This window comes from Rhizobium esperanzae, assembly GCF_002204185.1.
GTDB classification, from domain to species: Bacteria; Pseudomonadota; Alphaproteobacteria; order Rhizobiales; family Rhizobiaceae; genus Rhizobium; species Rhizobium esperanzae.
The window spans coordinates 84,737-108,035 of sequence record NZ_MXPU01000016.1; the positions used below are offsets into that span (position 1 = coordinate 84,737).

19 protein-coding genes, 1 tRNA gene and 2 pseudogenes are annotated in these 23,299 nt (G+C 61.0%); 8 read left to right on the top strand and 14 right to left on the bottom strand.

Translation table 11 applies throughout. From position 1 onward, the window contains the following. Positions 1-165: 165 nt before the first annotated feature. Positions 166-1,310: pseudogene (locus B5E41_RS22390) on the top strand (IS4 family transposase). 243 nt (positions 1,311-1,553) lie between these two features. Here the strand turns inward: B5E41_RS22390 and B5E41_RS22395 are convergent. Beyond that, complete coding sequence (locus B5E41_RS22395; protein ID WP_088396092.1) at positions 1,554-2,204, bottom strand: glutathione S-transferase family protein; 651 nt, start codon at positions 2,202-2,204, stop codon at positions 1,554-1,556. Positions 2,205-2,682: 478 nt separating this feature from the next. On the opposite strand from B5E41_RS22395, the gene B5E41_RS31850 reads away from it, so the two are divergent. Both B5E41_RS31850 and ppdK read left to right on the top strand, forming a co-directional pair. Next, complete coding sequence (locus B5E41_RS31850; protein ID WP_164517758.1) at positions 2,683-2,841, top strand: hypothetical protein; 159 nt, start codon at positions 2,683-2,685, stop codon at positions 2,839-2,841. 185 nt (positions 2,842-3,026) lie between these two features. Further along, the gene (gene ppdK, locus B5E41_RS22405; protein WP_088396094.1) at positions 3,027-5,693 is read left to right on the top strand and encodes a pyruvate, phosphate dikinase; all 2,667 of its coding nucleotides are present in this window, start codon (positions 3,027-3,029) and stop codon (positions 5,691-5,693) included. A 10-nt stretch (positions 5,694-5,703) separates the two neighbouring features. Here the strand turns inward: ppdK and B5E41_RS22410 are convergent, their stop codons facing one another. Together B5E41_RS22410 and B5E41_RS22415 are read right to left on the bottom strand one after the other, a co-directional pair. Further along, positions 5,704-5,979: a hypothetical protein gene (locus B5E41_RS22410; RefSeq protein ID WP_176439461.1), complete on the bottom strand. Its 276-nt coding sequence runs from the start codon at positions 5,977-5,979 to the stop codon at positions 5,704-5,706. A 401-nt stretch (positions 5,980-6,380) separates the two neighbouring features. Continuing rightward, positions 6,381-6,572 (bottom strand): hypothetical protein, encoded by a 192-nt coding sequence (locus tag B5E41_RS22415; protein WP_088396149.1) that lies wholly within the window; start codon positions 6,570-6,572, stop codon positions 6,381-6,383. A gap of 103 nt (positions 6,573-6,675) precedes the next feature. Between B5E41_RS22415 and B5E41_RS22420 the strand changes: the two genes are divergently transcribed. Beyond that, positions 6,676-6,921, top strand: coding sequence for a hypothetical protein (locus B5E41_RS22420; protein ID WP_088396096.1), 246 nt, complete (start codon positions 6,676-6,678; stop codon positions 6,919-6,921). Between the two features lie 32 nt (positions 6,922-6,953). Here the strand turns inward: B5E41_RS22420 and B5E41_RS22425 are convergent, their stop codons facing one another. Beyond that, the gene (locus B5E41_RS22425; protein WP_088396097.1) at positions 6,954-7,340 is read right to left on the bottom strand and encodes a hypothetical protein; all 387 of its coding nucleotides are present in this window, start codon (positions 7,338-7,340) and stop codon (positions 6,954-6,956) included. Positions 7,341-7,571: 231 nt separating this feature from the next. On the opposite strand from B5E41_RS22425, the gene B5E41_RS22430 reads away from it, so the two are divergent. Beyond that, positions 7,572-8,477 carry a DUF1499 domain-containing protein gene (locus tag B5E41_RS22430; RefSeq protein ID WP_088396098.1) on the top strand — a complete coding sequence of 302 codons (906 nt, stop codon included), beginning with the start codon at positions 7,572-7,574 and terminating at the stop codon, positions 8,475-8,477. Positions 8,478-8,886: 409 nt separating this feature from the next. Here B5E41_RS22430 and B5E41_RS22435 read toward each other — a convergent pair whose 3' ends face one another. The 3 genes from B5E41_RS22435 to B5E41_RS22445 all read right to left on the bottom strand — a co-directional run bounded on the left by B5E41_RS22435 (position 8,887) and on the right by B5E41_RS22445 (position 11,129). Further along, positions 8,887-9,567 (bottom strand): peroxiredoxin-like family protein, encoded by a 681-nt coding sequence (locus B5E41_RS22435; protein WP_088396099.1) that lies wholly within the window; start codon positions 9,565-9,567, stop codon positions 8,887-8,889. A 114-nt stretch (positions 9,568-9,681) separates the two neighbouring features. Then, positions 9,682-10,680 (bottom strand): extracellular catalytic domain type 1 short-chain-length polyhydroxyalkanoate depolymerase, encoded by a 999-nt coding sequence (locus B5E41_RS22440; protein ID WP_088396100.1) that lies wholly within the window; start codon positions 10,678-10,680, stop codon positions 9,682-9,684. Beyond that, positions 10,677-11,129, bottom strand: coding sequence for an NUDIX hydrolase (locus B5E41_RS22445; RefSeq protein WP_011424357.1), 453 nt, complete (start codon positions 11,127-11,129; stop codon positions 10,677-10,679). The genes B5E41_RS22440 and B5E41_RS22445 overlap by 4 nt, the downstream gene beginning before the upstream one ends. A gap of 200 nt (positions 11,130-11,329) precedes the next feature. Between B5E41_RS22445 and B5E41_RS32355 the strand changes: the two are divergent. After that, a pseudogene (locus B5E41_RS32355) lies at positions 11,330-11,500 on the top strand (VOC family protein); the annotation flags it as partial. Positions 11,501-11,515: 15 nt separating this feature from the next. On the opposite strand, the gene B5E41_RS22455 reads toward B5E41_RS32355, so the two are convergent. From B5E41_RS22455 to B5E41_RS22465, 3 genes are read right to left on the bottom strand one after another with little or no spacing between them, the layout of a single operon-like run. Further along, complete coding sequence (locus B5E41_RS22455; RefSeq protein WP_088396101.1) at positions 11,516-13,237, bottom strand: saccharopine dehydrogenase family protein; 1,722 nt, start codon at positions 13,235-13,237, stop codon at positions 11,516-11,518. Then, complete coding sequence (locus tag B5E41_RS22460) at positions 13,234-13,683, bottom strand: thiol-disulfide oxidoreductase DCC family protein (RefSeq protein WP_088396102.1); 450 nt, start codon at positions 13,681-13,683, stop codon at positions 13,234-13,236. Before B5E41_RS22460 ends, B5E41_RS22455 begins: the two co-directional genes overlap by 4 nt. Positions 13,684-13,704: 21 nt before the next feature. Next, positions 13,705-14,613 (bottom strand): MBL fold metallo-hydrolase, encoded by a 909-nt coding sequence (locus tag B5E41_RS22465; RefSeq protein ID WP_088396150.1) that lies wholly within the window; start codon positions 14,611-14,613, stop codon positions 13,705-13,707. A 165-nt stretch (positions 14,614-14,778) separates the two neighbouring features. Here B5E41_RS22465 and B5E41_RS22470 point away from each other — a divergent pair. Together B5E41_RS22470 and B5E41_RS22475 are read left to right on the top strand one after the other, a co-directional pair. Then, positions 14,779-14,853: transfer RNA gene (locus tag B5E41_RS22470), tRNA-Gln, on the top strand. A gap of 405 nt (positions 14,854-15,258) precedes the next feature. Further along, the gene (locus B5E41_RS22475) at positions 15,259-15,942 is read left to right on the top strand and encodes a hypothetical protein (protein WP_088396103.1); all 684 of its coding nucleotides are present in this window, start codon (positions 15,259-15,261) and stop codon (positions 15,940-15,942) included. A gap of 209 nt (positions 15,943-16,151) precedes the next feature. Here B5E41_RS22475 and B5E41_RS22480 read toward each other — a convergent pair whose 3' ends face one another. The 4 genes from B5E41_RS22480 to B5E41_RS22495 form a co-directional block, all read right to left on the bottom strand. Further along, positions 16,152-17,330 (bottom strand): GIY-YIG nuclease family protein, encoded by a 1,179-nt coding sequence (locus B5E41_RS22480; RefSeq protein ID WP_088396104.1) that lies wholly within the window; start codon positions 17,328-17,330, stop codon positions 16,152-16,154. Next, positions 17,323-19,392: a DEAD/DEAH box helicase gene (locus B5E41_RS22485; protein WP_088396105.1), complete on the bottom strand. Its 2,070-nt coding sequence runs from the start codon at positions 19,390-19,392 to the stop codon at positions 17,323-17,325. Before B5E41_RS22485 ends, B5E41_RS22480 begins: the two co-directional genes overlap by 8 nt. Before the next feature lie 4 nt (positions 19,393-19,396). Continuing rightward, positions 19,397-22,174, bottom strand: coding sequence for a class I SAM-dependent DNA methyltransferase (locus B5E41_RS22490; RefSeq protein ID WP_088396106.1), 2,778 nt, complete (start codon positions 22,172-22,174; stop codon positions 19,397-19,399). 286 nt (positions 22,175-22,460) lie between these two features. Then, on the bottom strand, positions 22,461-23,234 hold the full coding sequence (locus tag B5E41_RS22495; protein ID WP_088396107.1) for an SDR family NAD(P)-dependent oxidoreductase: 774 nt from the start codon (positions 23,232-23,234) through the stop codon (positions 22,461-22,463). Positions 23,235-23,299: the final 65 nt, after the last annotated feature.

Here is a 23,299-nt window from a genome sequence, read left to right on the forward strand (position 1 = left end):
GCTTGACCCGAGGATCCATGCGGCATCCACCAGCGCCAGCCCGTGGATCCCAGGCTCAAGGCCACGGCTGTCCGGTTTAAATTTGGTGGACATGGCGCACGGTGTTGATTCTACTCGTATTCGGATGTTTGGCGACAATCCCGGACACGAAAGAGGAGCAACACCGTGCGGCATGAGAATAGCGTCTTTCATGATCTGTTGAAGCGGATTCCGTGGGCGGCCTTCGAAAGACTTGTGGAGGAGCATCAGGCCGACAAGCACGTGCGGCGGCTGTCGACGAAGAGCCAGTTGGTCGCGCTGCTCTACGGCCAGCTTTCCGGGGCCGTCAGCCTGCGCGAGATCGTCGGCGGCCTGCAAAGCCACGCAGCGGTCTTTACCATCTCGGCGCCCAACCGGTGTCACGCTCGACCCTTGCCGACGCCAATGGCCGGCGCCCGAGTGCGGTTTTCGCCGAGCTGTTCGCGCAGATGGTGTCACGCGCCGGGCGTGGGCTCAAGCGGGCCGTCGGCGAGGCGGTCCATCTGATCGACAGCAGCAGTCTGCGCCTTTCCGGAGCGGGATCGGACTGGGCACGCTTTTCCGATCAGGCCTGCGGCGCCAAGGTTCACGTCGTCTACGATGCCAATGCCGAACGGCCGATCTATGCGGCGGTGACGCCGGCCAATGTCAACGACATCACCGCCGCCAAGGTAATGCCGATCGAGGCGGGCGCCACCTATGTCTTCGACCTCGGCTATTACGATTTCGGCTGGTGGGCGAAGCTCAATGCCGCCGGCTGCCGCATCGTCACGCGCCTCAAATCCCATACCAGATTGGCCGTCACAGAGGAAAAAGCGGTTAGCCCGGATGGAACCATCCTGTCGGATCGGGTCGGCCTCCTGCCGCAGCGCATGGCGAAAAGCCGCAGGAATCCGATGAGCGGGCCGGTGCGGGAGATCTGCGTGCAGATCGAAACCGGCAAGATATTGCGCATCCTGTCCAACGATCTCGATGCCCCGGCAGAGGAGATCGCCGCGCTCTACAAGCGCCGTTGGGCGATCGAGCTGTTCTTCCGTTGGGTCAAGCAGACGCTGAAGATCCGCCATTTCCTCGGCAACAGCGAGAATGCCGTGCGCATCCAGATCGCCGTCGCCCTGATCGCCTACCTGCTGCTGCAGATGGCCAAGGCTGACCAGACCACCGTCACAAGCCCGCTCGCTTTCGCCCGCCTGGTGCGCGCCAATCTCATGCACCGCCGCAGGATCGACCGGCTGCTGCAACCCACCGCCACTCCGCCACACCATCTCCACCAGATGAGCCTCCAATGGTAACGAATTTAAACCGGACAGCAGTGGCTCAAGGCCTGGGATGACGGAGATTGAGGGGACGGAGCGGCAGGAGGCGCGGACCGGTGGGGCGCGTCATTGCATTTCCCTTCGGCCATCCGTCGCCGTTCTGCTGCCGAGGTCGCCCAGCTGCTCGCACGCCTTGCGGGGATAGGCATTGTTGCGCCGCGCCGCGCATGCTCGTTCGCCATGGCCGAATGCTCGGCCCTGACACCGGCCCGCCTGGGATCAGCCCGCCGAGGCGGCCTGGAAGACCGCTAGCTGGGCGGCGAAGGCGCGTTGATAGGCCGGCCGCGCTTCGCCGCGGGCGACATAGGCGGCGAGGCTCGGATAATCGTCCAGTATGTTGGATGACTTCAGCCGCAGCAGCACCGACACCATCAGCAAGTCACCGGCGCTGAAGTCGCCGTCGAGCCAGTCGGCGTCGCCGAGATGGGCGGAAAGACTGTCCAGTCGCTTGCGGATGCTGCTCTCGAGGGCGCGCAGGCGCTGCTCGTACCAGGGCTCGTCGCGCTCAAGGATCCTGGCGAGGCTGTGCTCGAAGATCGGCGTCTCCACCGTGTTGAGTGCGGCAAACATCCAGGCGATCGCCCGCGACCGGCCATTGGCAGCCCTAGGCAACAGGCCGCCGTGACGCTCGGCGATATGCAGGACAATCGCGCCGGATTCGAACAGGGTAAGATCGCCTTCCTCATAGGTCGGGATCTGCCCGAAAGGCTGGCGCGCCAGATGCGCCGGCTGCTTCATCGTCTCGAATGAGACAAGGCGAACCTCATAGGGTTGGCCCGCTTCCTCGAGCGCCCAACGAACGCGCATGTCACGCGCCAAGCCGCGGCCGCGATCGGGCGAACGTTCAAAGGCGGTAATGATGATCGTCATCGCTTTCTCCATCGCTTGTCTGCATTGAAGACGTGTGGCCCAACGGGATTCCGACACTCACCGCCGTCGGGCGTTTCGAGAGGGTCGCATCGACGACAAGGCGGTTGTTCATCGGCCCGTCGGGACTCTCGAGACGGACTCCGCACATCGCGCGCAATTTTCCCGCATTCGGCGATAAACACCAAAAAAGGTCGGCTGTCTTGGCGTCCGTACCCCATTTGGATGATGCTCTTTTCTCTGACTTGCATTAGAAGTTGTTTCAACGCAACCTGATGACTTGCTGAAAAACGGGCGGTCAGCGTTGTGCATTGTCGAATTTGCGATGCGCTTTTCGGGTAGAGGGCAGGACCCGGAAGCTGTTTGAGCAATCCCGGGAAATCCTGAGGTATTGCACAAACGAAGATCAGGGCGGTTCCATGAACCGTCCTGGGTTGAGGGACCCCCCGTCCGGTTTTCCTGGCCGGACGGAAACAAGGCTTTGCGGGACATTGTTGCAGTCCCGCAAAGCTTTTTTTATGCCTTGTTCACATCAGGTGCGGTTCAGGCCTTCGACCGCTTGATTGCGAAAATTATTGTGCGCCGCAGCATTTTCGCCGCATTTGTGGATTTTCATTTCAACACCAAGGCATTAAGCTAATTCCTAAGTTTGTTGACGGACGTCGCTTTCTACTCGGCGTCATCCTCGGCCTTGTGCCGAGGATCTGCTGCCCTATCAAGCGGATGCAGATGCTCGGCACAAGGCCGAGCATGACGAAAGAAAAGTTGGCGGCGTTGTCGACAGCTGAGGGATCACGCTGATCCTTCCGTGGTGTTGGGGGGAAGATGACCAAGTGGGTCTACAGGTTCGGCGACGGACAGGCTGAGGGTGGCGCGCGCGACCATGAGATGCTCGGCGGCAAGGGCGCCAATCTTGCTGAAATGTGCGCTCTTGGCCTTCCCGTTCCGCCGGGACTGACGATCGTCAGCGATGCCTGCGACAGCTATTATAAAAATGGCGGCCATATCGACGAGCGGCTGAAGGCCGAGGTGCGCGACGGCATAGCGGCGATCGAAGCGATCACCGGCCGCCATTTCGGCTCCACCAGCCAGCCGCTGCTGCTTTCGGTGCGCTCCGGCGCCCGCGTCTCGATGCCCGGCATGATGGACACCGTGCTCAATCTCGGCCTCAATGACGAGACCGTGCAGGCGCTCGGCCACGATGCCGGCGACGCGCGTTTTGCCTGGGACAGCTACCGCCGCTTCATCCAGATGTATGCCGACGTCGTCATGGGCCTCGGCAACGACGTCTTCGAGGAGATCCTCGAAGACGAAAAGGCCAAGCTCGGCCATGAACTCGATACCGAGCTCAGCGCCACCGAATGGCAGCATGTCGTTTTCCTCTACAAGAGGCTGATCGAGGAGGAACTGGGGCAGCAGTTTCCGCAGAATCCGGAAGTCCAGCTCTGGGGCGCGGTCGGCGCGGTCTTTTCCAGCTGGAAGAGCGCGCGCGCCGTCACCTACCGCCAGCTGCACAATATTCCGGAAGGCTGGGGTACGGCGGTCAACATCCAGGCGATGGTCTTCGGCAATCTCGGCAATTCCTCGGCGACCGGCGTCGCCTTCACCCGCAACCCTTCGACCGGCGAAAAGGCGCTTTACGGCGAATTCCTCGTCAATGCGCAAGGGGAGGATGTCGTTGCCGGCATCCGCACGCCGCAGAGCATCACCGAGGAGGGGCGGCTTTCCTCCGGCTCCGACAAGCCTTCGATGGAAAAGCTGATGCCGGAAGCCTTTCACGAGCTCAGCCGCATCTGCAGCGCGCTCGAGATCCATTACCGCGACATGCAGGATATCGAATTCACCATCGAGCGCGGCAAGCTGTGGATGCTGCAGACCCGCTCCGGCAAGCGCTCGACCCGCGCCGCCATGAGGATTGCCGTCGACATGGTCGATGAGAAAGTGATCACCGAGGAGGAGGCGGTGCTGCGCATCGAACCTTCGAGCCTCGATCAGCTCTTACATCCGACGATCGATCCGCGCGTCAACCGCCAGGTGATCGGCACCGGCCTGCCGGCCTCACCGGGGGCTGCGACCGGCGCCATCGTCTTCACCGCCGAAGAGGCGGTGGAGGCGGAGGCCGAGGGCCGCAAGGTGATCCTGCTCAGGGTCGAGACCAGCCCGGAGGATATTCACGGCATGCATGCCGCCGAAGGCATCCTGACGACGCGCGGCGGCATGACCAGCCATGCGGCGGTCGTCGCCCGCGGCATGGGCATCCCCTGCGTCGTCGGCGCCGGCACCATGCGCATCGATCAACGCAACGAGCGGCTGCTCGGCATCGGCGTGACGCTGAAGAAGGGCGATGTCATCACCATCGACGGCTCGGCCGGCCAGGTGCTGAAGGGCGAGGTGCCGATGATCCAGCCGGAACTATCAGGCGATTTCGGCCGCATCATGGGCTGGGCCGACCGTGTCCGGCGCATGACGGTCCGCACCAATGCCGATACGCCGGCCGATGCCCGCGCCGCCCGCTCTTTCGGCGCCGAGGGCATCGGCCTTTGCCGCACCGAACACATGTTCTTCGAGGGCGAGCGCATCCATGTGATGCGCGAGATGATCCTTGCCGAGGACGAGAACGGCAGGCGGCTGGCGCTCGACAAGCTCCTGCCGATGCAGCGCCTGGATTTCACCGGCCTCTTCACCGTCATGCACGGCCTGCCGGTGACGATCCGCCTGCTCGATCCGCCGCTGCACGAATTCCTGCCGAAGACCGATGACGAGGTGGCCGAAGTCGCCTTCGCTATGGGCATGGAGCCCTTGGCACTGCGCCAGCGCGTCGATGCGCTGCACGAATTCAACCCCATGCTCGGCCATCGCGGCTGCCGGCTGGCGATCTCCTATCCCGAAATCGTCGAGATGCAGGCCCGCGCCATCTTCGAGGCGGCGGTGGCGGCCGCCCAGGAGACCGGATCGGCCGTCGTGCCCGAGATCATGGTGCCGCTCGTCGGCCTGCGCTCCGAACTCGATTACGTCAAGGCCTGCATCGATGCCATCGCCGGCGATGTGATGCGCGAGGCCGGCATGAAGATCGATTATCTCGTCGGCACGATGATCGAGCTGCCGCGTGCGGCCCTTCGCGCCCATGTCATCGCCGAAGCCGCCGAATTCTTTTCCTTCGGCACCAACGACCTGACGCAGACCACTTTCGGCATCTCGCGCGACGATGCGTCGGCCTTCATCCCCACCTATCAGCGCAAGGGCATCATCGAGCACGACCCCTTCATCTCGCTCGATTTCGACGGTGTCGGCGAATTGATCAGCATCGCTGCCGAACGCGGCCGGCGCACCCGCAACGACATGAAGCTCGGCATCTGTGGCGAACATGGCGGCGACCCTGCCTCGATCCGCTTCTGCGAGACGATCGGCCTCGATTATGTCTCCTGCTCGCCGTTCCGCGTGCCGATCGCCAGATTGGCGGCGGCCCAGGCGGTCATTGCCGCGAGCAGGTGAGCCGGGTCCGTCAGTGACGATAGCGCCAGCGATCGCGGTAGACATAGGGCCCGTTCAGATCCCAGGCCATGCGGTCCATCATCTCCGCGCTCGCAGCCCGCGATTCGGCCCTGCGGTCGAGATCGATGCGTTGCAGGCAGGTGGCAAAACCATCCGAGCCGCGGCGGAAGCCATAACTCAGGCACTGCCGCTCATCCGCCGCCCGCCGCTCCTCCGGCGTCATCGTCTGACAGGCGGAAAGGCTGGCGGCGAGGCCGAGGAGGGTGAAGATAAGAGTGATGCGCATCGGGGTATTCCTTGCTTTTCCCGGAGGAAATGCCATTCGTGTGCGGGCGTCAAGTTGCGACTGCCGCCCCGGGAGAAGCGCCCGTTTTTCGCGAGGCGCCGGCCACCTGCCGATCTCCCTCCTTGTGGGGGAGATGCCCGGCAGGGCAGAGGGGGGTTCAAAGCCCTCAGTGCGTCGCGGTCGGACGGCTTTCATACTATCAATTGTGGTGATCGTGCCCCTTTGTTTTGGTTCGCGTAGCGGCAGGGGCACCCCCCTCTGTCCTGCCGGACATCTCCCCCCACAAGGGGGGAGATCGGCTGAGGGCACTCTCCTCATTCTCCCTCATTCCTGTGACATCCCTCGGGCAAAGCCCTGAGGACAGGAAGGAGGGAGCGTGAGTATGCGCTCTCATCAGGCTTTCACGCCGCCCCCGCCGGATCGCCGATCGGCAGCAGCGCCGGATCGAGCGGCGGGTCTTGCGGGTTTTTCGCATCGCCGGGGTCCTGCGCCGGTGTCAGCGGCGGTTTTTCCTGGGTTCGGTCGGGAATGCCGGGTGTTGGCGTCGGGCCACGTGGGGTATCGGCATTCGGTATCGGGTCTCTGCTGGGCATGATCGCCTCCTTTTGAAAAAAGGAACGGCAGCCCAGGCAGATGGTTCCACTTTCGCCGCCGGCGATTCCTCTGTATGAGGGGCTTGCAAATATTGGAACGAGCATGGCCATCCGCGATCGATTTTCGAAGAAACTGAACTGCCCGCAATGCGGCAATGCTGGTTTTGCCGAGGCTTCGGAGATCGATGATCCCAAGCGCAAGCACCCGGATTTCAAGGTCGATCAGCTGCCGCGCGGCTTTGGCGTGCAGCGCCCTGCCAATCACCAGGAAAGCTTCATGATCAAGTGCGAGTGCGGCCGCAAGTTCCCCTTCCGCAGCCTGGCGGAAGCCGCGGCCGAGCGGCGCTGAAACAAAGCAATTTCCAGCGCCAAAAGCAGGGTTCAGATCCGCTCCAGCACCTCGATGAAGGCGTCGGCGAAACGCACGAGATGGGCGGTCTCCTCGTCGGGCGCCTGCATGCGGATCTCGGTGCCGTTCTGATCGAGCAGCGCCAGCACGACGCGCATGTTCTCGCCATCGGGAATGCGCAGGACGGCGATGCGGCGGCAATCCTCGATCAGGCCGGCGGCCGGCAGGTCGAACAGCAATTCGCCGCCGGAACGGCCGGCTGCCTGGCGCACCGCCTCGCAGAAGCCGGCATCGCCGCCGGCATAACCTTCGAGTGAAAGTTCGAGCTCGACGAGCTCCATCGGCAGCGCCGGTTCGGTGTGATCGATCCCGCCAAGCGCAGACGCCTGCGGCCTTGCTGCTATCTCGGGTGAAATCATCCCGTCTCTCCTGTCCGTGACCCTGGAGATGAAACCGCGGCAGAATGGCCTTTTTTTTACATATCAGCAAGGTCTTATCAAAGTGGGCGGCCGATTGCCCGGCGGTCTCGGCTGAATTCCATCTGATATTCCGAGACAACAGTTTCAATTCAGCCGAATCTTGCACTAAACAGGGACATGGCGATTTGCGCGTGTTGAGGGCGCGGCGCTGACGAGCAACCGGTAAGTTTGATGGCCATCCGCTACGACCGCCCTGTTTCCAGCGCCGCCCGCTTTTCGCGGCTGCTCGGGGCATTTTCGCTGGTTCTGGCGCTGGCCGTGCTGATCGCCCATCGCTTCGGCGGGCTCGCCACGCCCTATCTGGTGCTGCTGCTGTTCACCGCCGCCGGCTTCGCGCTGCTGGCCGCCCTGCTTGCCGCAATCGGCCTGCGTAGCCTCTGGATGACCGGGGCCGAAGGCGGGCTTGCCGCACTGGCGGCGCTGATCTACGCCGCCTTTCCGCTCGGCATCGGCGCCTTTGCTGCCGAGCGTTACATGACGCTGCCTGACATCTATGACGTCTCCACCGATCCGGTCTCGGAACCGGACTGGCTGTCGCCGCCGAAGGCCGATCAGATCTGGCTGAAGCGCAATCTCGTGACGCCCGAAGATCGCGAAAAGCAGATTTCAGCCTATCCCGAACTGACCGGCCGGCGTTACGAAGGCGCGCTCGACCGCGTGCTGGAAGCGGTGCGCAAGGTCGCCAAGCAGAGCGGCTTTGTGATCGTCAAGAGCACCGGCACGAGCGAGCCGGACCGCGATATCGAGGACAGGCCGGCAAAGCCCGCCCCCGGCGACGATGCCGTGACCGACGCGCCCGGTATCATTCCCGTGCCGACGCCGCGCCCCTATGACGACGACGTCGCCAAGCTGATCCGTGGCGCCAACGGCGTGACGCTGCAGGCGACCACCCGCACCCTGATCCTCGGCCTGCGCTTCGATATGATCATTCGGCTCCGCGAAGAGGCCGAAACCACCTTCGTCGACATCCGCGTCGCCTCCCGCTACGGCCAGCACGACCTCGGCTTCAGCGCCGAAATCGCCGGCGATTATCTGAAGGCGCTCGACGCCGAACTCCTGGGGATTTCAGGTGGGTGAGCAACGGTGGCGCAAGGCGCCAGCAATCGATCCAGTGAATCGATTGCAGCGGCGAACACCCTGAGCCCAAGCTAGGGGCCGGGAGACGGTGCGGCGACTCGACCCTTGTTCCGGTGGCGCAAGGCGCCAGCAATCGATCCAGTGAATCGATTGCAGTTGCGAACGCCCTGAGCCCAAGCGAAGGGCCGGGAGGGGGCGGCAGACTCGACCCGCTTCCGGTGCCGCAAACTCGAGGTCTATTTCGTATTACCAAAGTCCACCACCCTCATCCGCCTGCCGGGCCACCGACCGGGGTTGAGCCACGGGTCTCAACCCGTCCTTCGGACCCCCTCGGGGAGAAGAGGACACGCCGCGAACTCTCTATTCCCCGCACGGTCTCGCATGGCTCCATCGCCGAAAACGGTGCGGATCAGCGTGCAAGATCGCCCACGGCGGCGATGATCTCCGCTGCGGTCGGGAAGATGCAAAGGCTGCTGGGTCCGTCCAGCGCCTCCATTTGTGCCCAGGCGATGGTGCCATTCTGATCGACCAGAAAGTGCCCGACGAGCTGGGTGGCGTGCTTGGCGAAGATCGCCTGATCGGCTTCATCAAGCTCGAAGCGGTCCTTGGCGTTGAGGATTGTGTTGGCTTCCATCGGCTGGAGCGGTTCCGGGAACTCGCCCGTGGGATTGATGCGCGCCGCCTGAAACTGCGCCATTGTCGCGGTGTAGGGCCATTCCGGCGGCTCGCTGCTGCCATCGGGCTGGAACTCGGCATGGGGCACGCCAAAGGCGCGATGCGTGTGGCAGTCCGGATCGCATAGCAGCGTCACCGGCGTCGGACGGTGGCGGAAATACAGGCGAGCGCGTTCCACCGGCGTGTTGATAACGGCCACGGTCTTCACCCCGGCGGCGTTGAGGGTGGGCTCGATGCCGGCAAGCTGTTCGAGCTGGCGTCGGCAGAAGGGGCAGTGCAGCCCGCGAAAGAAGCCGATCAGGAACGGCCGGCCGCTCAAGTCGGCCAAGGAGACCGTTCCGTCGAAATTGGCTGTGGCGAGCTCGAACGCGGGCGCGGTGTTTCCAGGCTGCAGCGGGCGCTTCTGGTCTGCCATGGAATAATTCCTTTCGCGGCTCGTCTCAGGTGAAACGACCGAAATTGAATATAGCACTCGTCGCAAGAAGACCCAGCGCCCGATGTTGAGATCGCCTGAAGTGGCCAGTCATGCTTACCGCCTTGGCAGACGCCACAGACGCATCAGTTCGACCGGAGCCGAGATGTCCGCTGTCAGCACGAATGGGTCTGTCGATCCTGAGCGAGCCGGCCTTCGATTCTTGACGGGAAGACCGTGCCCCATGCCGTGGATTGAATAGAGCGATACGCGGCGTGCACCTCCGGCGTTCCAGGAGGACAACTCGCCCCAAGGCTTCCTCTCGACACGGACGCTGCTTCGATCAACAGCGTTCGCTTCAAGCCATTGATCGACGCAAGCCCTCGCATTTGCCGGGTTGACCGTGCGATCCGCAGTCCCCTGCCAGATGCTGATCGGCGGCCAGGACCGTCGGCCAGGGGAGATTTCGGCAATTCTTGCGCCCCAGCCATCCGAAGGCGCTGTCGCGCCGGACTTCATCGTCCGCAGCGCTGACATTGCATCGCGCACGGCGCCAACCGGCATTCCGGCGACGATGGCGGCACCGGCAAACATATCGGGATAGTTGGCGACCAATGAACCTGTCATCGCTCCGCCGGCAGAAAGGCCGACAATGTAAACGCGCGTGCGATCGGCTCGATGTCGTTTCAGGGCATGGTCAATCATCTGCTTGACGGAAAGCACCTCGCCGCGATCGCGAGCGACCTCGCTCGGACGGAACCAGTTGAAGCATTTGTGAGCATTGTTGCTGTGGATCTGCTGCGGATAAAGCACCACGAACCCTCTCTCCCTGGCCAGTCTCGAGAAGCCGCTGGCGGCGTCCAGGCTTTCCGGCGTCTGGCGGCATCCATGCAGCACCACCACAAGAGCCGGCTTGCTTGGCAGATCTGCGGGCACGAAGGTCTTCATCACGAGCCTTCCGGGATTGCTGCCAAATGCGGCGGTCGTCTGGAGCCTCGGTCGCTCCTGCCTCGATGGCTTGCGGCGAAGCGGGCTCCATGCCTTCTCCAACAAGCGCGCGGCTCTCCGTCGCGTCTTCAGTAGTCCCGACAGCGATTTGGTGAAGCCGAGCTTCAAAGGACCACGCCTTCAAGCCTGGAAAGCAGAGCCTTCAAGCCGGGCTGTGCCGCATCTCGGATCGCGACTTTCAAAGGAAACCATTTCTGTTTGCGCGTGCCCTTCTCGGGGAAATCAAGTTGCGCCTCGACGACGTGCAGCAGATGAACGGTGACATGGTAGTGATGCGGCGAGCTGTCTTTGCGGTAGCTGAACGAACCGAAGGCTGTCGCCTCCACATCGCCAACGACGCCCGCTTCCTCGAAAGATTCCCGCCTTGCCGCTGCAGGTGTCGTCTCGCCGGGGTCGAGATTGCCTTTCGGAACGCCCCATCGTCCATTCCGACGACTTCCCACGAGAAGGATGCGAAGCTGCCCGCTTCCGTTTCTTCGATAACAGATCGCACCCGCCTGCTGAACATCGCGGACGGTTGCGATTGTCGAGTTGGATTGATCGTGAGCGTGGAGCATGGCTGTTTTCGATTTTTCCTATCTTGCTTCAGAGCTGTAGCATCGAACCATGACAGTCTGGTCCGTGTTGAGTTGGTTCCTCCGGCAGCCGGAGTTCACGTTGTCGTCCGAGACCCAAAACAAGCTCGACCCGCACAGGAAGCCCTCAACGCCGTGGTTGGTTCCGATCTTTTGCGAGAACCGGCAAGGTCCGCGCAGGGGATGTCGATGCGGAATTCGCGCGGCTCATGGACCAGGTCACCTTCGTGCACGCACCCAAGGATCTGCGGTGGGACAATCGGACAGCGCAGTTTTCCGATCCCGAGGGCATACGCGTTGCCCTCCATACGCCCGTCACCGAAGCCGATAGACGTCGTTTCGCCGGCCGTTGATGCCGGGCAAGCGCCTCACTCCAGCACCAGCCACCCCGAATACCGCACCACCAGCCCCGTCAGCCGCCCGCCGATCTCGACGTGAAAATGAAAGCGCCCATCGCGCTCCTCCTCATAGGTCTCGCCGCCAGGCGCCAGGAACAGCGGCAGCGGGACCCCGAGAAACCGCCAGCCGCGCACGACAAGCCGTAGCCTCTGCCCCTCCGGCACCAGCGCCAGCAGCACCCGGAACGGACCGAAGACCTCGGCGAGCAGGTGCCGGGCGCCGCCCTTGCCCTCGGCCTGCCAGCTGCGGAACGTCTTGCCCCCGAATGTGCGCGTCCAAATCTCCCTGTCGCCATCGGCGGCGAAGCGCACCGCGACCGGCACATCGTCGCCCGCCGGGGGAAAGCCGATCACGCCGGCGACGAGCCGGGCGATGAACCCGCCGCCGCGCTCGATCCGCGCCCGGCCGGAGGCGAGGCGCGTGCCGCCGGCATGGATCGCGGCAAGGGCGGGCGGCAGCTGCTGCCAGGCGCTGCCGAGAATGCGCCGGTAGAGCGGCTGGGCCTCCTCCTCATAGTCCAACCGGATGCCTGAGGTGATCTTGAACCGCCGGAAGGCCGCTTCGAAATCCGCAAGCGACAATTCCCCCGCCGCCGGCCGCGCGCCGCTCTCGGGCCGGATGCCTTCAAGCTGCCGGCGCACCAGTGCCTCGACGCCGATGACGGGAATGAACGGCCCGTCATCGCCTTCGGCAATCAGATCCCAGCTGGATGTGATCCGCCGCCCATCGCGATCGAGGCCGCCGGCACGCACGAACATGCCGCCGCGATGCGCGCCGAGGGCGAAGCGGTGGCTGGCTTCCTGCAGCACCCGCGAAAACGGCCTGAGCGACGGCAGCAGCCGGAGGCGCACCAGCCGCGCGGCAAGCCCAAGCAGCCGCTGCAGCGCCTGCGGCTCGGTGCCGACGCCGGTGAAGGTCGATTGCAGGCCGGGAACGTGCTGCGGCAGCAGCGCAAGATCGGGCGCATCGACCAGCAGGAAATTCCGGCTGGCGAGCGGCGCCACGCCGGGCGGCGCGATCGTCACCCGCATGTCGTCGATGAGCCCGGACCCTGCGGCCGGCCGCCCCTCGCGCAGCACCGCCACCGGCTTGCCGGCATAGCTCGATATCGCCCTGACGACATTGAGGCCGATCTTCACATGCGCCGACGGTGCAATGCCCGCCGCCACGCTGTCGATACGGGAGAACTGCGGCGCCATCGCCGCGAGCGCCGCGAAGGAGAGCGCCGGCAGGCTGCTGAGGCCGGAGAGCGCAAAAACGCCCTTAGCCCTCGCTTCGGCATCGAGCCCGCCGATGCCGGCGACGAAGCCGGTGCTGTCGGCAAGATCGGCATAATCGATGTCGAGCGCGATGCAGGCGCGCACGACCTTATAGGGGTCTTCCCCGAAACTCTGGAACGGCCCCGAGGCATCGACGACGAGATCCGGCCGCAGCCGCGTCAGCTGCTCGATGAGATCGCCGTCACGATCGAAGGCGACCGCCTGCAGCCACGCGCCGAGATCGTTGCTGCCGAGGCGCCCGGCCCAACCTCTCGGCGAGCGCAGCTCCGCCACGAAATCGTCAGCCTTTTCGAGCGAGCGCCCGGCAATCAGCAGCCGGAGCCTGGGTTCATCGCCGAGCAGCCGGGCCAGCCGCCCGCCGAAAGTGCCGTAGCCGCCGATGATCAGCAGCGAGAGCCGGCCGCCGCTCATGTGATGAACCGGCTGCGCTGCTCCGCCGTCGGCACCATGCAGCTCTGCCGGCCGGCAATCTTCAGCCGGTTGCGGGCGATGAATTCATAAAGCGCATCGGCAAGGCGGCGCGGCAAGAGCCGGAAGAGCTTGACCAGCGAATAGGGAAAGCCGAGGCCGGCCACCATGCGGATCGTGCCATCCGACTTGAAGAAGGCGCGGCCATTCTCGATGAGGATATTGGTTTCATAATCGCGCTCGTTCAGCCCATAATGCCGGTAAAGCGCTTGCCCAAGCGGCGTCTGGGCGGCGAGGAAGCGGTAGTGCCGCTGCCTGTCGCGCTTCAGCACGAATTTCACCCAGCCGGAGCAGAAGACGCATTCGCCATCGAAGACGATCAGCGGCTGGTCATCGGCAAAGTCAGGCACATCGGGATCGTTGCGATAGCTGTAAGCGGCGCGCGCCATGGTAATCTCCCCATCTCACGCTTACAACAGCCGGTAGGTGGCGGCAAGAGAAGGCGGCCCATCCGCCGCGATCTCGCCGCGCTCGACGAGATCCTCGATATGGGCGAGCACGGAAAGGGCCGCCGCCCCATGCAGCTTCGGATCGGTCTCGTGATAGATCGCCTTCACCATCTCGGCAATCCCGCGGTCGCCCGCCCGGATGCGCTCGAGGATCGCCCGCTCGCGCCTGAGGCGATGCGCCTTCAGGCTCTGCAGGAAGGCGGCCGGCCGCGTCACCGGCCCGCCATGGCCAGGCAGCAGCAGGCCGTCCTGGCGCTCGATCAGCCGCTCGAGCGAAGCCATGTAATCGGCCATCGAACCATCCGGGGGCGCGACGATCGAGGTCGACCAGGCCATGACATGATCGCCGGAGAACAGGATATCGCGGCCTTCGAGCGCGAAGGCGGCATGATTGGCCGTGTGCCCCGGTGTGGCCACCGATGTCAGCGACCAGCCATCGCCGGATAGGGTCTGCCCGTCACCGAGCGCGATATCGGGCACGAAGGCGAGATCCGAGCTTTCGGAAAAGGGATTGATCTCGCCATCCCTGAGCGGCCGTGCCGGCCGATGCGGCCCCTGGCCCACCGTCACCGCCCCGGTCGCCGCCTGCAGCCGGCGGGCGAGCGGCGAGTGGTCGCGATGCGTGTGGCTGACGAAGATATGCGTCACCTCCCGCCCGGCAAGCGCTGCCATCAGCGCGTGAAAATGCGCCTCGTCCTCCGGCCCGGGATCGATGACCGCCACCGAGGAAGCGCCGACGATATAGCTGTTGGTGCCGTAAAAGGTGAAAGGCCCGGGATTCTCCGCCGTGATCCGCTCGACCCCAGGCGCCACCGGCACGGCGCGCCCATAGGCCGGCTCGAAAGCAAGGTCGAATGCGGGGCTTTCCATGAAGGCGATGATCTCGCGGCCGATGACGTCGCCCATTCCTAGCATGGGCCGCTGCACTCTGCAGCGCATAAATCTGCCCGATGCGCAACTTAGTCATTGTGACAGACGGAGAGCTTTGCTAATCAGGCGTCGATTTGAGCCGGCGCTGTGCGCCGAAAGCTCTGGTGGGGCGTAGCCAAGCGGTAAGGCAGCGGTTTTTGGTACCGCCATCCCCTGGTTCGAATCCAGGCGCCCCAGCCAAGATTTTTATCGGTCCTCTCTCGAACCGTTGCGGTCACTTTCGCGCTGCCGCGATGAGGGGCGAAAAACGCTGTAACTGCACTGCCGTCATTCTAGATATCGGCCGTCTAACGCGACTAGCTTTTCTGAGCTGCCTATCCGAGTGCAGGCAAGTTGGAAAGCGATCCGCGCACGCTTCCTTCGGCTTTCGCATGTTTTAAGGCCAAGCTCCGCTTAACCCCTGCCTCACCAGAACCGCGATAGGATATTTTACCAATAATGTGGATTATATGAATTTCATAGAAGATTGTTATTGTTGTTGTTGGGAATAAATTTATATTGTTAATTTAGCTCCGATTTAATATTGATATAATATGCGAAATCCATCAAACTAAAGGGAGTTACTGGAAGCGAAACGAGAAAGAAATGACTAACATTTATGCGACGCCTGAAAAGGTTCAATATGCCAAGAGGCTGTTTGAAATCGGTATCGAATATCTTGAGAGGGAGGGCTATGAAATTTCACGGGTTCCGCGCGCCGGAAAAAAGAGCTTGCGCCGTGTGAAGAAGGGGAAGGAAGAATTCAACGTTGCTGTTCGAACGTCACAGGACCAGTGGTTTGCGTTCCCCCGCAATGACAGCACTGGCAAGTGGTTGGGTATGGATGATGTGGATGTCCAACGGGTTATTGTCGTTGCCCTTAATACCCGTGAGGAGGGGAAGGAAAAGATCGCTCTCGTTCACGACTTCAAGGCCTCAGAGGTCCGCGACCGCCTGAACAAGAATTATAGGGCACGCCACGCCGCAAATCCGAACATCGATATCTCGCACGGAAACTGGATTTCCCTTTATAATGAGGAGGTGAGTGAACCGACTTCGTACGTGGGGGCGGGCATTGGATTGGCGTTTCCGCCCTGCGATCGAGTGCCGCTGTTTGGCGTAGCCAGCAATGACGTCGAAGAAGAGGACCTAGCAGATGCCGATGAGCCGATGCCGGCTGCCTCGGCCCCGGTCATCGATGAACCGCTTACCATCCCCGAAGCAAAGCGCCGTTTGGCGCTTACGTTTGGCGTTGATCCTTCTGCCATTAAGATCCTAGTTGAGGGCTGACCGAAGTCAAGAACACATGCTCGCCCTACCGCCGGCCGAAGTGGTTGCCTCTGCCCTCGCCAATTCACTGGCGTGGGCAATATGCATGGTTCATCGAACTTTCTCTGTCTAAATGGCTGATGCCGACTGATGGCGTGCGCTGGGAAAGACCCGTTCACAACGTGACGTCAGGTATTCGGCTATGACGTTATCAGGACAGTAGGTTACAGCTATTGAAATCGGCGGAGCATCGCTGCTGATGGGTCGTACTCGTACGACTTTATTGTCCCATCCTTCACTCTCGCTACGACCTCGTTGATCACGTGCAGCGGCACCAGATACCATTCCTTCGGCTTCACCGGATTTCCGAACCGGTCCTGTATAGTCAAATCAAGCCGCGCCGGAGACAACACGCGGTGCAGGACATTTTCAAGCCGAATTCGGTTGATGTTAAAGAGCTTATAGGTCGCGACGACTTCGACATCAGCAAGGAGATACGTGGACTCGAGAGCCGCCTGAGCGATCCGCGCCTCAACAGTCCCGCCAGTGACCCCTATCTTGTGAATCAAGTCCCGGTGCGCGGCGACTTCAGGATGATCGGACTTGCTTCGCAGGACGTAGATGGTGCCGCTCGCAAGGTCTTCGTTGTCCGCTGCCCCGCCGAACAAAGGCCCTGCATTCGGCTCTGTTATTCGGCGTCCGGCATCATCCTTGTATAGAGCACGCTGAAACGATCTGAGCAGCAAATCGCTTTCAGTGCCGTTGTCGAAGACGACACGAAGGCGCCGATCCAGCCGGCCGTAGTCCGTCTTGAATTCGTCGCCTAACGCGGCGACAAACGCCACCTGGCCGCCCAGAATGAAGAACTCCCCCTGCTTGACGTCCGCGTCTTCTCCAAAACGCCGTGTTTCGCGCGCGGCCTTGTCTAAGTCATCCTTGACTCGAGCGAACAGCGGCCTGAACATTTCGAAGTCAACGCACGGTGTCCGCTCGGCGACCTCCTCCGCGGCGCGAACTTCAGCGCGGGGCTTTACATGAGTCAACTCCATGAGGTTCACATCGCCGATCGGCTCAGCACCAAGTTCAGCCAACAGAGCGTCGTCGTCCACCTCGCCGTCATTGCCCGCGGCAGGCGAAGTCGCCAGTAACCCATATTGGTCAAATTCCCGAAGCAGTGTGCAGCAATCCTGTTGCGCACGCAGCCTGCTGAGGCGCACGGCATAGAGGCGTTCGAAAATATCGCGGCCCTCGCCGTGCTGCGGCACGCGGCCATGTTGTTCGCGGAACCGGACGATGTCCTCGAATCCCGCAATGATCCGTTCTTCGCGTGGTGTCCTTGTACTTTGCTTCTTGGCCTCTGGTGCCGCACCGAGTTCGGCGAGCAGGTCATCGTCAGAAATATCAACCATTCTTCTGCTGCTCTACATGCCGCTTCAACGCGACCACGCCTTCCGCCATGCGTTTTTCCCAAGCATCGGCCGATGTAATATCAGGCGCGCGGCCGCGCTCCTGCATGAACCTCCTGGCGCGCAACGCCAGGTCCCGCGCTTCCTCGTAGGGAATACTAATTTTCTTGCTGGCAATCACCGCGGCAACCTGCTTCAGAGTCTGCTCGCTCATGGATTTCGCGAGGATCGAATAAGCAGCCTCAAACGGGTTGATCCGGTCGATCATATCGATATCGAGATTGCGAACATCCATGGCGAACTTTCGAACCCCATCTATAAGTGCTGATCCGCCCGTCAGTTGTCCGGATTCTTCTAATTCTGCTGCGACGGCTTTCGCCTTCTGCGTCAGATTCAGGGCCGCAATGGCGTGCTGCCGGATGGCTTCCTGATCGATGTCGCTGAGTTCGGGGTAGCGATCTCTGACGATCTTGCCCATACGGACTTGGGTCAGTTCCTCCGGCACGGTCTCGTCATCGAACAATCCTTTCTCCAGAGCGGGTTTGTCTTGCACGAACGCTGTGATGACCTCGTTAAGGTCTTCCTGGCAGATGCGCTTGGCTTCGTTGCTCTGGGGCGTGACAAGGCCGTTGATCTCAAAGTGGAACTGACCCGTCGCCTCGTTGAAACCAACATTTGTTCCCTCAGGGTCATAGCCCTTTTCGCCGTAATCGAAGTCCTGAAGCGGCCCGCTGTCTGCGTTCTTCGGCGTGAAATTGAACTTCGGCGCAAGCACCTGTTCCATCAGCAGACTGGCGGCAATCGCCTTGAGTGTGTCGTTGACGGCGTCCACGACCGCCTCTTCACTGGCGTCGGGTTCAGCAATCAGGTTGGTGAACCGCGCCGAAGATTTGCCGGGGGCGTCACGGGTAGCCCGACCAATGATCTGGATTATCTCGGTCAAGCTGGCACGATAGCCGACCGTCAACGCATGCTCGCACCAAATCCAGTCAAAGCCTTCTTTGGCCATGCCGAGCGCAATGATGATGTCGACGTGATCGCGGTCATTTTTATGGTTGGAGTCTTTGAGCGCAGAAACGACTTTGTCCCTTCGTGTCGCCTCGTCATCGACCAAGTCAGCGACCTTAATGAGACGTCCATCAGCCAACCGCACCAAATGGAATCCGGTTTTGGCGTCTTCACCCTCCCAGGTGCCGAGAGCGTCCATTATCTCGTTGACCTCTTTCACCTTGTCTTTGGTGCTCTCGCGAGAATTCACGTTTGGTATATGAACGATCGTCTTGAGGGCGGGATCGAGGACCTTAGTGATGGCGTCGAGATAGCGGCCGGAATAGAAGAAATAGCCGATATCTAGCGACTTCAGATGATCGTAACCGTTGAGTTGCTCATAGTAGGTGTAGGTGACAGTGACGAACTTCGACTCGTCTTGGGGCGCAAGCACGGCCTCGGCGTCGCCACGAAAATAAGACCCCGTCATGGCGACCAGATGGACGCGGTCACGGGACAGGAACTGCCCGAGCTGCGTCCCGAGTTTGTTGTCCGGGTTCGAGCTCACATGGTGAAACTCGTCTACCGCAATCAGGCAATCATCAAACGATTCGATGCCGAGGTCTTCGACGGCAAAGCGAAATGTTGCGTGGGTGCACACCAGCACCCGGTCGTCGCTCTCAAGGAACTGGCCGACGGCCCTTACCTTTGATTTGGCGACGGACGTGTTCTCGATGCCGGCGATGTTGCAGAGGTTCCACTGTGGTTTCACGGTCCAGTCGGCCCAGAAGCCGTAATTCGATAGTGGTTCGTCGGCAAAACTGCCGCCGATCGACCGTTCGGGCACAACGATGATTGCCTTGCGAACATTTTGATTGTGGAGTTTGTCGAGGGCGATGAACATCAGCGCCCGAGACTTACCCGACGCTGGCGGTGACTTAATCAGCAGGTATTGCTCTCCACGATGCTCATAGGCGCGCTCCTGCATAGTGCGCATGCCGAGTTCGTTGGCCTTGGTGGATGCGCCCGTTCCTGCCGTCCGCATGGAAACCGACGGAATTGTCCTTGTCGTGGTCATGAGGTTAGGCCGCACCTTTCCGTGTCGGTTTCTTCCGTGCCTTTTCGGCGTTCATTTTGGTGTGCAAGTCAAAGAGTTTCTCAAGGCGCTCCGTGTCGTTGCGAAACCTACGACCGATGTAAATGCGCTCCAAGACTTCGTCGTTTCGCTCATGGGCGGCCCGCAGGTCGGCAGGCATGGTCTCAGGGGCGTAAAGGTCAGCGATTGTTGCCGGGAAACTCGCTTCACGCGCAAGCAGGATACCTTCGGCGCAACGTGTCAGGTCGGCCTTATTCTTTTCCGTCAGCACCGGAACCGGGAAGGTATTCCAACCAAGAGTATTGGAATATGAAAAGCGCATTTCCAATCGAACGCACACTGTGCCGATCCAAACCCAGTGAAGTCTTGAGGCGATAAGAGCCATGTTCCAAAGCGGAGCATCGTATATTGCATAAACCTTGTTGGTCACAGTTGTATTGTTGTCCAAGAGGCCGCACGGGAGGAACTCACGGTTCTCGGAGGTGATTGCCGGAACAGCAATCGTCTGATTTCGTCCAATGTTCATTTCACGCATTTGATGAGCGCGACGTGCCATTTCATTGGCGCCTTTATCGCAACTAGCAAGTCGCATCGCACGGACTCCTTCTATGCGACGTCGAATGCTTTCGATCTCCATTGCCTCATGAAGATATTGGTCTTCAATCCAGATGCAATATCGGTCGATGCCGCGAATAAATTCTGCTGAGCCGAATATCCGTCTAACGAACCGTGCCTTCTGCGTCGCGGTTAGGTTAAGCTCCTTCAGTTCATCAGATGACAATAGGAGATGTCCGCCGTCATAGGGCATGTTGCCCCTGACCATTTCTGGCAGACCGCTGACAGCCTTTTGGGCTTTATCGACTACAATATTCTGTCCAGGGACCAAATACGCATTTATGTATTCCGCCTCTCGGGCGATCACCGTGCCGTCTTCTTGAATTGAGAAAAGGCGCCGAAATTTTTCGGCATGATTGGAAATGCCGACAATAATAACGGTAACGCCCGCATTGTAGCTGGCGAGGTTCGCCCATTTGAAACTGGTATGGGCAAAGCAGATGGTATGCCCCGTTTCGAAGATGAGAGGCCAAAGGATCGGAACTTGCTGTCCCTGGCAAACAGAGTTGGTGGACACAAATGCAGCGACGGCGTTGGTCTTTGTGCCGTAGTCCGCCGCTTTCATGAACCAACCCGCTACGTAGTCGAGCGATTTCCAGCTCGGCGTCCTTCCATCAAAAATCGACTTCAGGTCAGACTTCTGCTCGTTCGATTGCCAAGTTGAACCTAGATAGGGCGGGTTTCCGCAGACGTAGATTTCGCCGCCTTCGTTGTCAAAATCAATTCGTGATTGATCAAGCGGCGTATGAAAAAGATCGTCAGCATGTAGTTTAACGGCTGCCCCATTTGGCGGGCAGATACTCACCCAATCAAGCCGAAGCGCATTGCCGCAAACGATCCAATTCTCGGCGTTAAGCGGTAAAAATTCTGCCAATGCTTCCTTCTGCCCTCGATAGATCACATCGCACTGATATTCGGCGATGATCAAAGCGAGACGCGCTATTTCGGCGGGGAAATCCCGAAGCTCTATGCCGCGAAAATTGGTCAGCGGGATTTCAGTACGCCGACTGGGTTCTCCGCGGCGCTTGTTGATCTCCGCCTCAATCTCGCGCATCTGCTTATAGGAGATAACGAGGAAGTTTCCAGACCCGCAAGCAGGATCAAAGACCCTGATCCGTGATATACGGCGTCGAAGGTTGAGAAGCATGCGAGAATTCGTGCCGGCTTCTTCCAGCCTGGCCCGTAGATCGTCCAGAAAGAGCGGATTCAAAACTCTGAGGATATTCGGAACGCTGGTGTAGTGCATGCCGAGCGCGCCGCGCTCGTCGTCATCGGTTACGGCCTGGATCATCGACCCGAAGATATCTGGATTGATCAGCTTCCAGTTCAGTCCGCCGATATGGAGAAGATAAGACCGTGCAATCTTACTGAACTTCGGCACCTCGGTGCTGCCGGAGAACAGGCCGCCGTTTACATAGGGAAAGCCGTTCGCCCACCGCGGAAGACTTGCCTTTGATCTATGCTCAATTCTAATATTCATTGCCCGGAATAGAGTACTAATGACTTCATGAGTATTCGAGGAATCCCGTTCGCTCATCTGGTCGATGGTGGAGGTGAACACGCCTTCCCCGTTGAAGATATCAGTGTCTTCCGCGAAAAAGCAGAAGATCAGCCGGGCCATGAAGTGATTCATGTCCGGGCGGCGCGCTGCCGTTGCCCACTCGGGATTTTCCTTGAGAAGCTCGACGTACAGCTTATTCAGACGTCCCGTCGCTCGGATATCAAACGAGCTTTCTCGGATCTGCTTGACGGTCGTGATCCCCGCTAGCGGGAGGAAGAAGCCGAAATGATCTGGAAATTTCTGATAGGCGCAGGCGATAGTCTCGCCGCTGGCAAGGTCCTCGGCCTCGAATGAGACGCCATCGGTCGCGAGAATGAACTTCGCTTTATTTGAGGCCGTCTTTGGGCTATTCCGCAGCGCGATCAGCATTTCGCCGACCATGCCTTCGGAGCACGTGGCAAGGTGGATATTGCTTTTCTGCAGGACGCCGCCCGTCACATCGGAAGTATTTGCCGATGCCGTGCGGAGCCGCTTAATGGTAGTTTCCTTGTTGCCAAACGCGGCGAGAAAAGCGAACGGAAACTCCGTGGCATCAAACGGCTTATTGGCAAGTTCGGATACGGCTTCCTCGATTTCGACCGCGTTCATTTCTCTGACACTCTCAATAACTAGATTTCTGGGCTTCTCAGATGCCGATGGGCATGAATAGCGGAGCGAGAATGAGTCGTCACCGGCGTCGGAGGTGTTACGCGGCACTCGTCTGCGGTGATTAGAGAAACCTGTGTACGATGGAAAATTGCAACCCCGTACTCTCCGCTCCGCCTGCGCGGCAATTCGTTGCCATGTCCGGGCAGTTGAGCTGTCGCATGCATTGCTTTGCGCTATTCGTCGAGATGCCACTGCGGTCGGCTTGCCTGCTAGCAGACTACGATCTTCAAAGAGTTGTATGCCGAACCCCAGTCAATTCCGCAAGCCTCCCCACCAACGCATCCTGAAACACGGCATCACCCACCTCCGCCGCAGCCTCCCGCTGCTGCCGGTGATACCAATACCCGCCGCTGACCTTGGCGGCAGCATCATCGCTCGTCGCCAACCACGTCTGCGTGAGGTGCCCCATCTCCAAATCATCCGGCGCGCCGGCGCCGCCCATCTTGGTCGGCACCCAGCCGGGATCGACGGCGTTGCTGAGGACATCCGGCCAGTGGCGGGCGAGGGCGGTGGCGAGGGTGGCGATGTAGAGCTTGCTTTCCGAATAGGCTTGGCTGGCGTTCCATGGCCGCCGCTTCCAGTCGATATCGTCGAGGCTGCTGGCGCCGCTGCGGTGCATGCCGCTCGTGAGATAGATCAGGCGGTGGGGCCGCGTGATCCAGGCGGTGAGGAGATAGGGGGCGAGCACGTTGACCGCCAGCGTCTTGGCGTGACCTTCCGGCGTTTCGCCGCGGCTGCGTTCGAGGTAGATGCCGGCATTGTGGATGACGGCGTCCATGCGGCCGATGGCGTTGACCTGGTCGGCGATGGAGCGCGTCTCGGCAGCGCTGGCGAGATCGCCGATGACGAGGCCGAGGGCGGTGGCTGACGTCTCTGCGATGGCGGCGGCGCGCTCGCGGGAGCGGGCGTGGAGGACGACGTCATGGCCTTGGCTGATGAGGGTGCGGGCGGCGGCGAGGCCGAGGCCATCGGTGGAACCGGTGATGAAGATGCGGCTCATGGGGTTTCCTTTTGCGGTGGCGTGGTGCGTTTGCCCATTTCATTGCCAGCTTTGGTGTGAGCTTC

Bases quoted from the DNA above. Each gene is read 5' to 3' on its own strand.
- B5E41_RS22395 (WP_088396092.1), bottom strand. From the start codon at position 2,204: ATGACGATCATCATTACCGCCTTTGAACGTTCGCCCGATCGCGGCCGC.
- ppdK (WP_088396094.1), top strand. From the start codon at position 3,027: ATGACCAAGTGGGTCTACAGGTTCGGCGACGGACAGGCTGAGGGTGGC.
- B5E41_RS22410 (WP_176439461.1), bottom strand. From the start codon at position 5,979: ATGCGCATCACTCTTATCTTCACCCTCCTCGGCCTCGCCGCCAGCCTT.
- B5E41_RS22415 (WP_088396149.1), bottom strand. From the start codon at position 6,572: ATGCCCAGCAGAGACCCGATACCGAATGCCGATACCCCACGTGGCCCG.
- B5E41_RS22420 (WP_088396096.1), top strand. From the start codon at position 6,676: ATGGCCATCCGCGATCGATTTTCGAAGAAACTGAACTGCCCGCAATGC.
- B5E41_RS22425 (WP_088396097.1), bottom strand. From the start codon at position 7,340: ATGATTTCACCCGAGATAGCAGCAAGGCCGCAGGCGTCTGCGCTTGGC.
- B5E41_RS22430 (WP_088396098.1), top strand. From the start codon at position 7,572: ATGGCCATCCGCTACGACCGCCCTGTTTCCAGCGCCGCCCGCTTTTCG.
- B5E41_RS22435 (WP_088396099.1), bottom strand. From the start codon at position 9,567: ATGGCAGACCAGAAGCGCCCGCTGCAGCCTGGAAACACCGCGCCCGCG.
- B5E41_RS22445 (WP_011424357.1), bottom strand. From the start codon at position 11,129: ATGCTCCACGCTCACGATCAATCCAACTCGACAATCGCAACCGTCCGC.
- B5E41_RS22455 (WP_088396101.1), bottom strand. From the start codon at position 13,237: ATGAGCGGCGGCCGGCTCTCGCTGCTGATCATCGGCGGCTACGGCACT.
- B5E41_RS22460 (WP_088396102.1), bottom strand. From the start codon at position 13,683: ATGGCGCGCGCCGCTTACAGCTATCGCAACGATCCCGATGTGCCTGAC.
- B5E41_RS22465 (WP_088396150.1), bottom strand. From the start codon at position 14,613: ATGGAAAGCCCCGCATTCGACCTTGCTTTCGAGCCGGCCTATGGGCGC.
- B5E41_RS22475 (WP_088396103.1), top strand. From the start codon at position 15,259: ATGACTAACATTTATGCGACGCCTGAAAAGGTTCAATATGCCAAGAGG.
- B5E41_RS22480 (WP_088396104.1), bottom strand. From the start codon at position 17,330: ATGGTTGATATTTCTGACGATGACCTGCTCGCCGAACTCGGTGCGGCA.
- B5E41_RS22485 (WP_088396105.1), bottom strand. From the start codon at position 19,392: ATGACCACGACAAGGACAATTCCGTCGGTTTCCATGCGGACGGCAGGA.
- B5E41_RS22490 (WP_088396106.1), bottom strand. From the start codon at position 22,174: ATGAACGCGGTCGAAATCGAGGAAGCCGTATCCGAACTTGCCAATAAG.
- B5E41_RS22495 (WP_088396107.1), bottom strand. From the start codon at position 23,234: ATGAGCCGCATCTTCATCACCGGTTCCACCGATGGCCTCGGCCTCGCC.